Genomic DNA, 13,867 nt, shown 5'->3' with positions numbered 1-13,867 from the left:
TCCTGGTTATAGTGTCGGGTCTTTTATACCCGGGGTTGTTGATCGTCCTGACGTCTAATCCCTGCTGTGTTATCCAGCTACTGCACAATCAACCCGATCGGGCAATAAAGCGCCGGTCGCGCATCGCGCGCCAGCGTGCGACCAGATTTGGAATAAGCACCGATGCGAGCAACAGCACGCCTGTGACGATCGTCAGCGTTTCGCTGGATACATCGTCGAGCGTCAACGCATTCTTCAGCACGCCGACAATCAGCAGCGATAGCAGCACGCCGTACATCGAGCCGCGCCCGCCAAAAATGCTCACGCCGCCAAACAGCACCGCTGCGATCACCGACAGTTCGAAACCTTCGCCGTTATCGCCGCGTGCGCTCGTAAAACGCAGCGTGTACACAATGCCCGCAAGCGCGCTAAGCACACCCGACGTCACGAACAGACGCAGGCGGATCCTCGCCACATCGATGCCAGAAAACGAGGCCGCCGTGGAATTTGCGCCGATCGCGTAAAGGCTGCGCCCAAAGGCCGTTGCCTGCAGCAACACGGTAAAGACCACGGCGCAGACAATCACGATCAAAAACGGCAGTGGAATAAAGCTCGACCACAGCGTGTTCATGCCGAACGCCGTATACGCAGCGGGAAAATCGGCCACCGCCTGGTCTCCGAGCAGCACATACGCAAGACCGCGAAACAGCGCGAGCGTGCCGATCGTCACCGCAAGCGAAGGCAGATTCAGCTTCACGATCACAAGACCGTTAAGCAGACCGGCCAGCGCGCCGAACACCAGCACCAGCACGATGACGACCGGCATCGGCAATCCCATGTGCCAGAGTACGCCCATCAGCGCGCTCGATGCGCCGAGCACCGAGGCCACGGAAAGATCGATTTCCGCCGCCACGATGATGAGCGTCATAGGCAACGCCATCAGCGCGATTTCGGTGAGATCGGCGAGCACGTTGCCCAGATTGCCCGCGCTCAGGAATACCGGCGACAGCACGCGCCCAAGAATCAAGGCCAGAATCAATACGACGACAAGCAGCGCTTCCCATTGCAGGGGCGTTTCGCGCCGGCGGGTCAGCAAGGCGGAATCGGGTTTAGCCATGATCGCGTTTCCTCATCATGCGTTTGGCGACAGAGCGTGCGAGCAGCGTATCGGCGGCAATCGCAACGACGATCAGCGCGCCTTCGATGGCTTGCTCCCAGAACGGCGACACATGCAGAACAACGAGCGCGATGCTGATCACCCCCAGCACCAGCGCGCCAAGCGTTGCACCGAGAATGGTTCCGACGCCGCCCGTGATCGCCACACTGCCCACTACCGCTGCCGCCACGACCTGCAATTCGATGCCCTTGGCCGTGCTTGCATCGACGGTACCGAACCGCGCAAGCCACAGCGCGCCGGACAAACCCGCAATCGCACCGCTGATCAGGAAACCCCTTATTACACACCGCTCGACGCTGACGCCGGCAAGCCGCGCGGCCTCCGGATTCGAGCCGACCGCATAGTGCTCGCGGCCGCCGCGAAACTGCTTCAGGTAGACCGACAGACCGACCAGCACGACAGCGGCAATCAGCGCAAGCGACGGCACGCCGAACACTTCCCCCGTCGCAAGCCGCGAGAACGATTCGGGCAGGCTGGTTGCATTGATCTGTCCGCCATGTACCCACGCGTAATCGGCGCCGCGAAAGATGTAGAGCGTCGAGAGCGTTGCCACGAGTGAAGGCACCCGGCCTACCGCCACGAGCAGCGCGTTGATGCCGCCCGCGATGAGACCGATCGCGAGCCCCGCGGCCAGCGCGACGATCACAGGCATGTGCGGAAACGCGACGAAGAGACTGCCCACCGCATAGGCACTCACGCCCACCGTCGACCCCACCGAGAGATCGATGTGCCGCATCAGGATCACGACGGTCATGCCCGCCGTCAGCAAGCTGACGATCGACACGTTCAGCAGGACGTCACGCAGATTCTGCAGATTGAGGAACTGGGGCTTTGCGAGTGCGGTGCCCACCACCAGCAGGATCAGCACGACAAATAGCGTCGTCTCGCGACTCTTCGCGATCGTGCCGATCAGGCCGCCGGCGCCGGGTGTCCGATGTTTCGCCTCAGTGGATTGCATGGGCGCCGCGTGCGTATGGGTTGTCGAATGGCGCATCATGCCGCGTGCCCCAGGTTCACGGTGGACTGGCCCAGCGCCGCGCCCATGATCCGTTCCTCGCTCGCCTCAGCGCGCGAGATGTCGGCGCTGAGGCGCCCTTCGTGCATCACGAGCACGCGGTCGGCCATGCCGAGCACCTCTGGCAGTTCGCTGGAAATCATCAGTACCGCCATGCCGTCGCGCACCAGTTCTGCCAGCGCGCCATACACTTCTGCCTTAGCGCCGACGTCAATACCGCGGGTCGGCTCGTCGATGATCAACACCTTCGGATTCGTCGCGAGCCATTTCCCGAGCACCACTTTCTGCTGGTTGCCGCCCGAGAGCGTGCCGACCGGCGCGGACGGATCACCCGCCTTCAGATGCAGCCGCATGCCCCACTGCGTGGCAAGTGTACGTTCGCTCTTCGCGGAAATAAGACCGTGCCTGACGAGCCGGTTGAGTACGGTCATCGACGCGTTACGTGCAATGCTCAGTTCGAGCGCGAGGCCCTGCTGCCTGCGATCTTCCGGCACGAGCGCAAGGCCCGCCAGCACGGCCGCCGCAGGGCGGCCTGCCTTGAGCGGCTTGCCTGCGATATGGATTTCTCCGGCATCGAACGGATCGATACCGAAGATCGCGCGCGCCACTTCGCTTCGCCCGGCACCGACAAGTCCGGCCAGCGCAACGATTTCCCCTGCGCGCACCTCGAACGAGACATCCTTGAAGACACCCGCACGCGTCAGACCGCGCACCGACAGCCGCACTTCGCCTGGCTTCACGTCCGCCTTCGGGTAGAAACTTTCCAGATCCCGGCCCACCATCTTCGCGACGATCGAAGCGGTGTCCAGTTCCGAAGTGGGCGCATCGAACACCTTCGCACCGTCGCGCATGATCGTCACGTGCTGCGTCAACGCGAAAACCTCGTCCAGCCGGTGGGTGATGAAGAGAATCGCGACGTCGCGCTCACGCAGATGCCGCACGATCGTAAAGAGCCGCTCGACTTCCGGCAACGACAACGCCGCCGTGGGTTCATCCATGATCAGCACGTTTGCGTTCAACGACAGCGCCTTGGCAATTTCAATGACCTGCTGGTCGGCAATCGACAGTCCGCGCACCAGTTGATCGGCGCGCAGATCCACACCCAGCGACGCGAGCAGATCGCGCACTTCGCGATACATCGCATCGTATTGAATGCGACCGACGCGGTCCACCGGCTGGCGACCCATGAAAATATTCTCGGCGATCGAAAGATCGAAGAACAGTGTCGGTTCCTGATAGATCACCGCGAGGCCCGCATCGCGTGCTTCGGCGGGTGTCGCGAACTGACGCGGAACACCGTCCACCAGCAGTTCGCCTGAATCCGGTCGATGGACACCAGCCAGAATCTTGACGAGCGTCGACTTGCCCGCGCCGTTTTCGCCGAGCAGCGCGTGCACTTCGCCAGGCCAGAGCGCGAGCCCGGCATCGGAAAGCGCCCGCACACGGCCGAATGATTTGGTCGCATGCTTCAATTCAAGCCGCGGTACGCCGGAAGGTTGTTGCTGCACTGCGTGTCTCCTCCATCTGGCGACGCTGGTTTAGCGTCGCGATAATTCCGTTCAGGCAATCGCGCTAGATGCGGTAGACGCGTTCAGCGTTACGCCTGAAAAGCGCATCTTTCTCTTCCATGCTGGCGCCTTCCACGATCGCGGCATACGCGTTCCACAAATCCGTATAGGAACCGAACAGCCGGTCGACCGGAAAGTTGGATGCGAACATCGCGCGCGAAGTCCCGAACGCGTCGATCGTTTCGAGCACGTAAGGACGCAGGCTTTCAACCGTCCAGCGATGATCGAACATCGCAAGACCGCTGATCTTGACCGCTACGTTCCCGCACGTGGCGAGCAGACGCATGCCATCACGCCACGCACGAAAACCCTCGACACTGCCGCGGTCCACGAACATGCCCGCATGATTGATGATGAACTGCGTGTCCGGATGCGCGTGCGCGAGCGCCACGGCTTCCGTCATCTGCGACGGATAGAGCTGCAGGTCGAACGACATGCCGTGACGTCGCAGCAGCGAAAAATTCTCCTGCCAGAGCGGATCGCGCATCAGATGCCGGCCGATATAGTCATAGAGCGGCTTTTCATGAACGTTGAGAATCTGCCGCACGCCACGGGTGTTCGCGAACGCCGCGTGGCCTTCGAGTACCTGCGCGGCGTTCGACGCGGACAGGTCCACTGCCGCGACAATGCCCTGCGGCATGCCGCGTGAGCCGCCTGCATCGGCAACCGCCTGCAGCCAGCGCGTCTCTTCGACCGGATCAGCCGGATCGTGATTCGCCTCGACGTGCACGACCTTTAGCACTTCGATATCGCGCGCATCCGCGTGCAGGTCTTCGACCAGATAATCGTGTTTCAGCTCACGTGCATCGCCGACAAACGACACGCCCGGGTTGGCAAGCCACGGGTAATGATGCGTTTTCAGGTCCCACAGATGAATGTGCGGGTCGACCACTTGCATGGGACACCCTCCGCCCGTTGAAGGTTTAAAGGTCGTTCAGGGAAGATGAAACACCGGCACGAGGGGTTGCTGCAATGGCGAGTGATCGGGCGCCGTCTGCATGATGTCCGCCATGTGATCCCACCATTTGCGCATGATCTCAAGTGCAGGCAACTGGTCCATCGTGTGATCCGCGGGACGGCTGAGCACAGCGAACAGATGATGCGTCTCTTCATCGAGGAAGATCCGGTAGTCGCGCACACCTGCGTTGTGCAGTGCGTCAACAAGCTCCGGCCAGATCTCCCGGTGCCTGCGCTCATATTCTTCGCGCATGCCGGGGTTGAGCATCATCCGGAAAGCCACTGTCTCCATTCCCTCGCGTCTCCAGTTGTGTTCCGCGCTTTCCCGGGCGAAGCGTCTGGAACGACTATAATTCCGGCGTCGATAGCATCTCAATCCGAAGTTGGGATTGGGCGATACTGAAACCGAATCGCACAGGTCCATGAACCACAACGCTTCCACGGTCGCCCTCGTCAACAGGCTTAAGTTCAAACACCTTGCGCTTCTCGTTGCGCTCGACGACGCGCGTAACGTCCATCAGGCCGCCGAAGCCATCAACGTCGCGCAGCCGAGTGCGAGCCGTATGCTTGGCGACATCGAGGAAGCGTTCGGCTTCCTGCTCTTCGAGCGCAACGCCCGCGGCATGCAACCGACGCCGCTCGGTGTCGTCACGCTTGCCTACGCGCGCCGCGCGCTTGCCGAACTCATCCGCTTCGCCGAAGATCTCGACGTCAAGCGCAAAGGCGGTCACGGCCAGCTGACTGTCGGCGCGATCATGGGTGCGGCGCCCGACCTGCTTGCGATGGCCGTCTCCGCGCTCAAGACCGAACGGCCGCTGCTCAACATACGCATACTCGGCGAAACCAGCGACCAGGTCGTGCAGTTGCTGCATCGGCGCGAAATCGATCTTGCGCTTGGGCGGCTGACGAGTCCCTTGCAACACAACGACTTCAACTTCGAACTGCTCGCCCGCGAACCGCTGCTGCTCGTCGTTCGCAGCGCGCATCCGCTTGCCGGCTGCAAATCGGTCACGCTTCGCGAGCTGATCGACTGGCCCTGGGTCGCGCAACCGGTTTCGAGCCCTGCCCGCGTGCTCTTTGAAGAAGAGCTCGCGCGCGCCGGGCTCGCGACGCCCGTGAACCTGACCGAATGCGCGTCGATCTTCGCGACGCTCCAGCTGCTGGAAAACTACGACGCCGTTGCGATGCTGCCGGAATCCGTCGTGCGCGATCACGTGCGCGGCAAACTGCTCGTCGCGCTGCCCGTTGAAATCGGCAAAAGCCTGCCAGGCTTCGGCATTCTCACCCGCAAGGGTGAACCGCTTGCCGAACCGGCGGAGCATTTTGTCGATCTGCTGCGCGGCGTTTCAACGTCGCTTGCGCGCGAGGATGAGGACGCTCACGACAACGCACCGCAACCGGCGCATTGATATTCATTGCAGGTTGACGAACAGGCCACCGTCCACGAGCAACGCGGCGCCTGTCACATAACGGGCACGATCGGAAGCCAGAAAAACGACGCAGTCCGCGACATCCTCCGGCCGCCCCAGTCTGCCAAGCGGAATGCGTTTTTCGAAGTACGCCTTTTTGGTTTCGTCGGCGAGGTCTTCCGCGTTCAGGTCAGTGGCGATCGTGCCCGGCATCACCGAATTGCAGCGAATACCGTAAGGTCCCAACGCGATCGCGCATGACTGCATCAACGAATGCACGCCCGCCTTGGTCGGCGTGTAATGCGTCTGCATGCCGCCGCCTACCAGCGCGCTGATCGAACTGGTCGCCACAATCGCGCCGCCCGTGCCCTGCTCTTTCATTTGCCGCGCCGCCGCCTGCGTGACATAGAACGCGCCGTTCAGGTTCACGCCGACAGTCGCTTCGAGCACCGCTGCGGGCATGTCGAGAAACGCGTGGAACGGACAGATGCCTGCGTTGCTCGCGAGAACGTCGACCTTGCCGAACGCATCGACAGTGCGGCACACGAGTTCCGTGCCGGTTTCCGCCAGCGCGACGTTGCCCTCGACCGCGATCACGCGACGCCCCAGGGCCTCGATTTCGCCGACCACTTCCTCGACCGCCGAACGGCGTCCATACGACGCGTCGTTATCGCCCCAGAAGTTGATCGCCACATCGGCGCCTTCAGTTGCACACGCAACGGCAATCGCGCGGCCAATGCCACGCGAGCCACCTGTGACGATCACTACCTTGTCCTTGAGCAGCACTGCTTTTCCTCCACTTTCTGGCTATAAACGATCGACGCGTTCAATGCACTCAGTGCGTATAAGGCCGCGCCAACGCGCATTCAGGATTCAGGCGCACGCCAAAGCCCGGCGTTTCGGGTACTTTCATGCGACCGTTCACGGGCACCGGTTCGTCCAGCAGCAACGGCGTAAACATCGGCACGACCTGATCCGCTTTCGGCGCCATCATCAGGAATTCCGCAAACGGCGAGTTATGGCGCGTTACGACAAAGTGATAGCTGTACACCGACGAACCGTGCGGCACGATCATCACATTGTGTGCATCGGCAAGCGCTGAAATCTTGACCAGTTCCGTCATGCCGCCGCACCAGCCTACGTCCGGCTGGATCAGATCGCAGCACTGCATCTCCAGCAACATGCGAAAACCCCAGCGCGTCGCTTCGTGTTCGCCTGTCGACACCATCATGCCGCGCGGCACGTTGCGGCGCAGTTCGGCGTAACCCCAGTAGTCATCCGGCGGCAAACACTCTTCGAGCCATTTCAGACCGTATTCCCCCGCGGCCTGCGCGAGACGTGTCGCATAGGGCACGTCGAGGCTCATCCAGCAATCGAACATCAGCCAGAAATCGTCACCGACTTTCGAACGCATGTCGGCCAGCTTCGCGATGTTCTTCTTGAGCCCTTCCTCGCCTTCCGCGGGACCGTGCTGCAGCGGCATCTTTCCACCGATAAAGCCCATCTGCTTCGCGAGGTCGGGACGTGCGCCCGTCGCGTAGAACACGAGTTCGTCGCGCACCGGTCCGCCCAATAACTGGTACACCGGCTCCTTGCGCACCTTGGCAAGCAGATCCCACAACGCGAGATCGACACCGGAAATCGTATTCAGCACGACGCCTTTGCGTCCGTAATAGAGCGTGGCGAAATACATCTGGTCCCACATCTTCTCGATGTCGGTAACGAGCTGCCCTTCCAGAAAGCGCGCAAGATGCTTTTCGACGATGAACGCGCCGATCTCGCCGCCCGTCGTTACCGCGAAGCCGACCGTGCCGTCGCTCGCCTCGATTTCGACGACAAGCGTACCCAGCACGTTGATCCCGAACGACTGGCGGCTCTGCCGGTATTCCGGGTAACGCGCCATGGGCGTCGAGATGTGATCGTCGATCCAGTGGCCGTCGGCCTGATCGTGATAGTCGGCGCCGCCGCCGCGAACGATGAAGGCACGCACGTGCCGGATGGTGGGCATGGCCATGAGGATGGGCTCCGTAGTGTCCGTATTGAAGTGCCGCCTGGCGCGCCGATTCGCGCCGGGCCTGCGTTAGCGGGAGTGATGAACCGGGTGATGAAAGAGCGAGGCCGAACTGTCTTTTCCGCGGCGAAACAGCGTCGCGATCAGAAGCGCCGCGAGCACGCTGGCCGCACCGAGTACGATCAGCCCTGCCTGCGTCGATGGAAACGCCAGATCGGCCTGCGTGCGCAGGGTCGGCGCGATAAAACCGCCGATGCTGCCCAGCGAATTGATCAGTGCGATGCCGCCCGCAGCGGCCGCGCCTGTCAGATAACGTGTCGGAAAGGTCCAGAAAAGCGGCTGCGCGGCGATAAAGCCACTTGCAGCGCAGCACAATGCAACGAGCGCAAGCACCGGGCTATGCAGCAATCCGGACAGACCGATGCCGCAACCCGCGATCACGAGCAACAGCACAGCCCAGCGACGATGCCCGCCGGTGCGATCCGCGCGGCGCGGCACATACCACGTAACCGCGACCGCACAGAGCCAGGGCAATGCCATTACAAGCCCGACACGCAGCCCCACTTTCGTGCCGAGCAACGCAGCGACCTGTTGTGGCAGATAGAAAATCACGCCGTACACGCTGGTCTGGATTAGCAGATAGATCAACGAAAGCGCCAGCACACGGCGATCGCAAAGCGCGGCAAGCACGTTGCGCGGGCCATGTGCGGCGGCTTCACGAGCGTCTTCATCAAGTGCCGCTGCAAGCAGGCTGCGCTGCTGGTCGTCGAGCCACGCGGCTTCCGCGGGCCGGTTGTCGAGATACCAGAACGCCCACACGCCGACCGCCGAAGCGAGGACGCCTTCGATCAGAAAGAGCCATTGCCAGCCCGCGAGACCGAACGCGCCATGCAGATCGAGCAGCAGGCCCGACAACGGGCTGCCGAAAATAAACGCAAGCGGTGCGCCGAAATAGAACACGCCAACCGCACGCGCACGCGCCGATTGGGGGAACCAGTGCGTGAGGTAATAGATGATGCCCGGAAAGAAGCCCGCCTCGGCGACGCCAAGCAGGAAACGCAGCGTGTAGAACGCAAACGGCGTGTGCACCATCGACATGCACGCGGAGACGATGCCCCATGTAACCATGATGCGGCACATCCACAGGCGCGCGCCGACGCGATGCAGGAGCAGGTTGCTCGGCACTTCAAAAAGCGCATAGCCCACGAAGAACACGCCGGCACCAAACGCAAACGCAGCATCGGAAAGTCCCGTGTCGTGCTGCAACGCCTTTTGTGCAAAGCCGATGTTCGCGCGATCGAGGAAAGCCAGCACGTACATCAGCAGCAGGAACGGCAAGAGCCGCCGCATGACCTTGCCGATGACTGCCTCGGTCGAGGAAATCGTGTTCATCGTGTCTCCTGATTCGTCCAGCTTCGTGGCCGGCTCGTTTGGCATCTTCTGGTGTGCAGCCTGACGACCCGGTTCAGACGCGCATCAGTACGTCGCGCGGCCGCCGGACAGATCGAACACCGAACCCGTGCTGAACGCGCAGTCTTCGGAAGACAACCAGAGAATCAGCGATGCCGCTTCTTCAGGCAGCAAAAAGCGGTTCATCGGAATCTTCGAGAGCATGTAGTCGATGTGCTCCTGCGCCATCGAATCGAAGATTTCTGTTTTTGCCGCAGCGGGCGTGACCGCGTTGACGAGAATATTGCTGGTGGCGAGTTCCTTGCCGAGCGACTTCGTGAGCCCGATGAGGCCGGCCTTCGAAGCGCTGTAGTGCGACGCGTTCGGATTGCCCTCCTTGCCCGCGACCGACGCAATGTTGACGATGCGTCCGTACCCCTGCTTCAGCATCTGCGGAACGATGGCGCGGCTGGTCAGATACGGGCCGATCAGGTTCACGTCGATCACGCGCCGCCATACGTCGGGCTCGAGCTCCCACGTTTTGCCGTTGCCGCCCGTGATACCCGCGCAGTTGACCAGCACATGGATCGCGCCGTGTTGCTCGATGGTCCGGGCGGTTGCCTGTGCAACGGACGCTTCGCTCGTCAGTTCGACGACTTCGGAGGTGACCTTGCCGTGTTCGGCCAGTTCGCGCTCGCTGCGCGCGAGACGATCGGCATCGACATCCCAGAGGGCGACGGATGCGCCCGACTGCAGCGCCCGCTGCGCCACCGCGTAGCCGATACCGCGCGCCCCACCGGTGATGACGACGACGCGGTTGTCCAGATCGATACGGTTCATTGCTGTCTCCTGCAATTGGCTTGAATGTTTATGTCACCAATATAAGGGCAGACCGATAGCGCAACAATTCGAGTATTCGATGCGGTGATAACAAAAGCGGATTGGAGAGGTGGACACGCAGAAGGACGTACCGGCGACTGGTTCCTGGCAAACCAATCCGTTCGGGCTTCGCGCGAACTCCCCCGCTTGCCCGGCGAATTTATCCCTCGCGATCAAATATTAAGGTATAAATTTGACACACATCTCTTTTATACCTTAACATGCAAACATGAGGTATAAGGAGTTGATAGCAATGACCAGCTTCCACAATGACGCACTGCAAACGCTGTATTCCTCTGTCACCGAGCGCGCCAGCACGCAATCTCACATCCCGCTGCATTCTCCTGGCTCCGCTGCGCAGAAGACCGTCGATGGGAAAACGTACACCTACTGGCGGGTGTATCTTGCGTCAGGAAAGCACAAGGAAACCTCACTAGGTCGAGCGGGAGAGCCCGCTACCGCCGCTGCGCTCGAGGCAAGACTACTCGAGAGCACGGAGATGCGCGTGCTTGCCACCGACGTCCAGGTCCTGCGTAAGGCGAGCTTTGCTGCTGCCGACAATTCTTCGACGCTAACGCTCGCAACGCTCTTTAACGCCGCCATCTTCAGCCATGGCGGAGTGCTCGTCGGATCTCACGCATTTGGTGCGCTACTGAACGGCCTCGGCGTTCGTCTGCCTGCGAACTACAGGACCGAGGATATCGACATCGGAAGCACGGGGACCATTTCGGTGGCCATCCCGGAAGACCGCAGCTTTCTCGACATCCTGCGTGACAGCGGTATTCCTTTTATCGAGGTGCCAGAACTGGACACACGAAAGCCGTCAACCTCGTTCAAGGTTCGAGGACAACCCCTCAAGGTGGACTTGCTCGTGCCGGGCACCGAGGCATACGAAACGAAGGCCTTGCCCCAGTTGCGCGCACACGCGACAGGGCTTCCGTACTTCAGGTATCTGGTATCAAACCCGGCGCGCGGCTTTATCCTTGGCAAGGAACATGTGGTCCCGGTGATGCTGCCGGACCCCGCGAGATTTGCCCTTCACAAGCTTGTCGTCAGCACGCTTCGCGACCCGTCGCATGCACTCAAGGCAGACAAGGACCGGCGGCAGGCCGCAGTGCTGATTGACGCGCTCACAGAAAAGTTTCCAGACTGGCTGACGACAGCTGCCAACGACCTGGAGAAGCGCGCCCGCCCCCGGGTTGCCAGGGCGGCCGCCCAAACCCTGAACCTTGCTCCTGGCTTGTCGGAACGCGCCCAGGATTTCCTGGCTGATTTAGGGACTCACGCGTAGCCGAACGCACGGTGCGCAACCAGATCGCTTCGCTGATGCAAAAGATGTCGTGTAGCAGACAATCGGAACTCGTCCGGCCAGGCTCGTTGCTGCGTTAGGGACACTTTAGCGAGCAGCTGCGCAAACTTTAGCGCCCGCGCAACGTCGCTCACGACAATCAGGCTGCCGCGCTCACGGCATGCGCGCGACGCAGACGTTCGCGGCTGTTGCTCAGATGCATCCGCATCGCGGCACGCGCGTCGTCGGCATCCTGGCGTTCGATCGCGCGATAAATCTGCTCGTGCTCGTTCAGCACGTTACGCAGATGCTCGACGTGATCCAGCTCGGCAATCTCCGCGGACCCGAGCCGCGTACGCGGACTCACCGCGCGGCCCAGCTGGCTGAGCACATCGAAGAAGTAGCGATTCCCGCTTGCCCGCGCAATCTGCAGATGAAATTCGATGTCGTGCGCCAGCACGTCGGTGCTGCCGCGTTCGAGCTCGGCGCCGAAGCGGTCAAGTGCGCTGCGAATCTGCTGGAGATGCTGTGCCGTGCGCCGGCCCGCCGCCAGCGCAGCCGAAGCCGATTCGACGTCGATCCGGAACTCGATGATGGCCATGACGTCGAGCATGCTCGAAAGATCCGCCACCGGAAGGCGCATCCGCTCTTCCTTCTCCGGCTCGCATACAAACGTGCCGATGCCGTGGCGTGTCTCGACCACATTGGCCGCCTGCAGCCGCGAGATCGCCTCGCGAACCACGGACCGGCTCACGGAGAGCTGCTTCATCATTTCCACCTCGGTGGGAATCCTGTCGCCGGGCCTCAGGGCCCCGCGGCGGATCTCCCCGGAGAGGGTGGCCACTACCTTTTCAGTCAGACTGCTCATCGGTGGTTTGCTGGGTAATCAACGGGAAATACGGCAACGGGAAACACCGGTGTCGTCCGGGTGAGAGATGTCATCCGACGTCTCGGCGAGCGACAATCATAGCGCCAGCGCGGCGCAATGGCGATGCATCGGGTGCAATTCGGCCATCGTTGGCAACGCAAACGCTTCGAAACCGGCCCTGCAGGAATCGCGTATTGGCATCGTTGTCGGACAACGTATAATCAAAAGATAATACTGAAAACGACAGCGCATCTATCAGGAGTCTTTCCATGGCCTCGTCCCCAACCCCGGCGCCCCAACGCGTGCGCGGCAGCCTTGCGGACCTCGTGGTGAATTACGTCAGGGAACAGGTCGCGTCGAACGCCCTGAAACCGGGCGATCAACTGCCGACCGAAACCGCCTTGATGTCCCTGCTCGGCGTCAGCCGTACGGTTGTGCGCGAAGCCATTTCGCGCCTTCAGGCGAGCGCCGTGATCGAGACGCGGCACGGCATCGGCAGCTTCGTGCTGGAACCGCGTCACCAGCCGCTCGGCCTCGACATGGTCCCCGCGACGACGCTGAACGATCTCCTGTCGGTGCTGGAACTGCGCATCAGCCTCGAAACGGAATGCGCGGGCCTGGCCGCGCAGCGCGCGAAAGAGCAGGACATCGCGAACATCCGCGCCGCGCTCGAAGCCGTCGAGGAAACGAACCGTGCAGGCGGCGACAGCACGGCCGCGGATTTGCGGTTCCACGTCTCGGTGGCACACGCGACAGGCAACCGGTATTTCGTCGACATCCTCACGCAAATGGGCGCGGCGCTGATTCCGCGTCACCGTATCGACTCACCGGGCATCGCGCGCAGCGATCCGGCTGCGTACATGACACGCGTCAACATCGAACACGAAAGCATTCTCGACGCGATCACCCGACGCGACCCGGAGGGCGCGCGCGCCGCGATGCGGATGCATCTGTCGAGCAGCCGCGAACGCCTGCGCCGCGCAAGCCAGACGCCGGAAGAAAGCGCGGAAGGTCTTGTCTGACGCGTCCGGCAATCCAGCAGGAAAGCGGCCGCCGGCCGCTTTTTTTTGCGCGGATGGAGCCGGCGTCGCTCCACTCGCCCTCGCCGCGCCCGCCTAAATGAACCGCGCCAGGCCCCGCTCCCGGTTCAATCGCCGAACGGCTGGCCTGAAAACCCGCCGGGACATCGCGATGTCAGGATTCTTCGATAAAAATCTCAACATCGGTCATCAGATCACATATCATCGCTGGCCCCGAAATCACCTTCCCGGAATCCAGTAAAATCCTGTATTACAGGCATTTAAAGCCAAAAATACGGGTAAACACT

General features: G+C 61.7%; 13 protein-coding genes. 3 read left to right on the top strand and 10 right to left on the bottom strand.

All coding sequences use genetic code 11. The features are described from left to right. Positions 1-88 precede the first annotated feature (88 nt). From LPA37_RS04070 to rhaM, 5 genes are all read right to left on the bottom strand, one after another. On the bottom strand, positions 89-1,096 hold the full coding sequence (locus tag LPA37_RS04070; RefSeq protein ID WP_228981589.1) for an ABC transporter permease: 1,008 nt from the start codon (positions 1,094-1,096) through the stop codon (positions 89-91). Continuing rightward, positions 1,089-2,153 (bottom strand): ABC transporter permease, encoded by a 1,065-nt coding sequence (locus LPA37_RS04065; RefSeq protein WP_228981591.1) that lies wholly within the window; start codon positions 2,151-2,153, stop codon positions 1,089-1,091. The genes LPA37_RS04070 and LPA37_RS04065 overlap by 8 nt, the downstream gene beginning before the upstream one ends. Continuing rightward, the gene (locus LPA37_RS04060) at positions 2,150-3,679 is read right to left on the bottom strand and encodes a sugar ABC transporter ATP-binding protein (RefSeq protein ID WP_229011662.1); all 1,530 of its coding nucleotides are present in this window, start codon (positions 3,677-3,679) and stop codon (positions 2,150-2,152) included. The genes LPA37_RS04065 and LPA37_RS04060 overlap by 4 nt, the downstream gene beginning before the upstream one ends. Positions 3,680-3,743: 64 nt before the next feature. Beyond that, positions 3,744-4,637, bottom strand: a complete 894-nt coding sequence (locus LPA37_RS04055; RefSeq protein WP_229011661.1) for an amidohydrolase family protein — start codon at positions 4,635-4,637, stop codon at positions 3,744-3,746. Between the two features lie 36 nt (positions 4,638-4,673). Continuing rightward, positions 4,674-4,988, bottom strand: a complete 315-nt coding sequence (gene rhaM, locus LPA37_RS04050; RefSeq protein WP_228981597.1) for an L-rhamnose mutarotase — start codon at positions 4,986-4,988, stop codon at positions 4,674-4,676. Between the two features lie 130 nt (positions 4,989-5,118). Here rhaM and LPA37_RS04045 point away from each other — a divergent pair, with 130 nt between their 5' ends. Beyond that, positions 5,119-6,105 carry a LysR family transcriptional regulator gene (locus LPA37_RS04045; RefSeq protein WP_228981599.1) on the top strand — a complete coding sequence of 329 codons (987 nt, stop codon included), beginning with the start codon at positions 5,119-5,121 and terminating at the stop codon, positions 6,103-6,105. 3 nt (positions 6,106-6,108) lie between these two features. Here LPA37_RS04045 and LPA37_RS04040 read toward each other — a convergent pair whose 3' ends face one another. The 4 genes from LPA37_RS04040 to LPA37_RS04025 all read right to left on the bottom strand — a co-directional run bounded on the left by LPA37_RS04040 (position 6,109) and on the right by LPA37_RS04025 (position 10,345). After that, positions 6,109-6,891, bottom strand: coding sequence for an SDR family NAD(P)-dependent oxidoreductase (locus LPA37_RS04040; protein WP_229011659.1), 783 nt, complete (start codon positions 6,889-6,891; stop codon positions 6,109-6,111). Positions 6,892-6,940: 49 nt separating this feature from the next. Then, positions 6,941-8,119 carry an L-rhamnonate dehydratase gene (gene rhmD / locus LPA37_RS04035; protein ID WP_229011658.1) on the bottom strand — a complete coding sequence of 393 codons (1,179 nt, stop codon included), beginning with the start codon at positions 8,117-8,119 and terminating at the stop codon, positions 6,941-6,943. A gap of 66 nt (positions 8,120-8,185) precedes the next feature. Beyond that, entirely contained in the window at positions 8,186-9,508 is a 1,323-nt protein-coding gene (locus LPA37_RS04030; protein WP_228981605.1) for an MFS transporter, read from the bottom strand. Positions 9,509-9,592: 84 nt separating this feature from the next. Then, on the bottom strand, positions 9,593-10,345 hold the full coding sequence (locus tag LPA37_RS04025; protein WP_228981607.1) for an SDR family NAD(P)-dependent oxidoreductase: 753 nt from the start codon (positions 10,343-10,345) through the stop codon (positions 9,593-9,595). Positions 10,346-10,637: 292 nt separating this feature from the next. Here LPA37_RS04025 and LPA37_RS04020 point away from each other — a divergent pair, with 292 nt between their 5' ends. Then, entirely contained in the window at positions 10,638-11,675 is a 1,038-nt protein-coding gene (locus LPA37_RS04020) for a GSU2403 family nucleotidyltransferase fold protein (RefSeq protein WP_229011656.1), read from the top strand. 157 nt (positions 11,676-11,832) lie between these two features. Here LPA37_RS04020 and LPA37_RS04015 read toward each other — a convergent pair whose 3' ends face one another. After that, positions 11,833-12,540 carry a FadR/GntR family transcriptional regulator gene (locus tag LPA37_RS04015; protein WP_228981611.1) on the bottom strand — a complete coding sequence of 236 codons (708 nt, stop codon included), beginning with the start codon at positions 12,538-12,540 and terminating at the stop codon, positions 11,833-11,835. A gap of 269 nt (positions 12,541-12,809) precedes the next feature. Between LPA37_RS04015 and LPA37_RS04010 the strand changes: the two genes are divergently transcribed. Next, a complete protein-coding gene (locus tag LPA37_RS04010; RefSeq protein WP_228981613.1) occupies positions 12,810-13,562 on the top strand; it encodes a FadR/GntR family transcriptional regulator in 753 nt (250 codons plus the stop codon). Positions 13,563-13,867: the final 305 nt, after the last annotated feature.

This window comes from Paraburkholderia gardini (assembly GCF_907164545.1).
Lineage (GTDB): Bacteria > Pseudomonadota > Gammaproteobacteria > Burkholderiales > Burkholderiaceae > Paraburkholderia > Paraburkholderia gardini.
The sequence above is the reverse complement of the archived record's forward strand: the minus strand, read 5'-3'. Positions and strand labels throughout refer to the sequence as shown.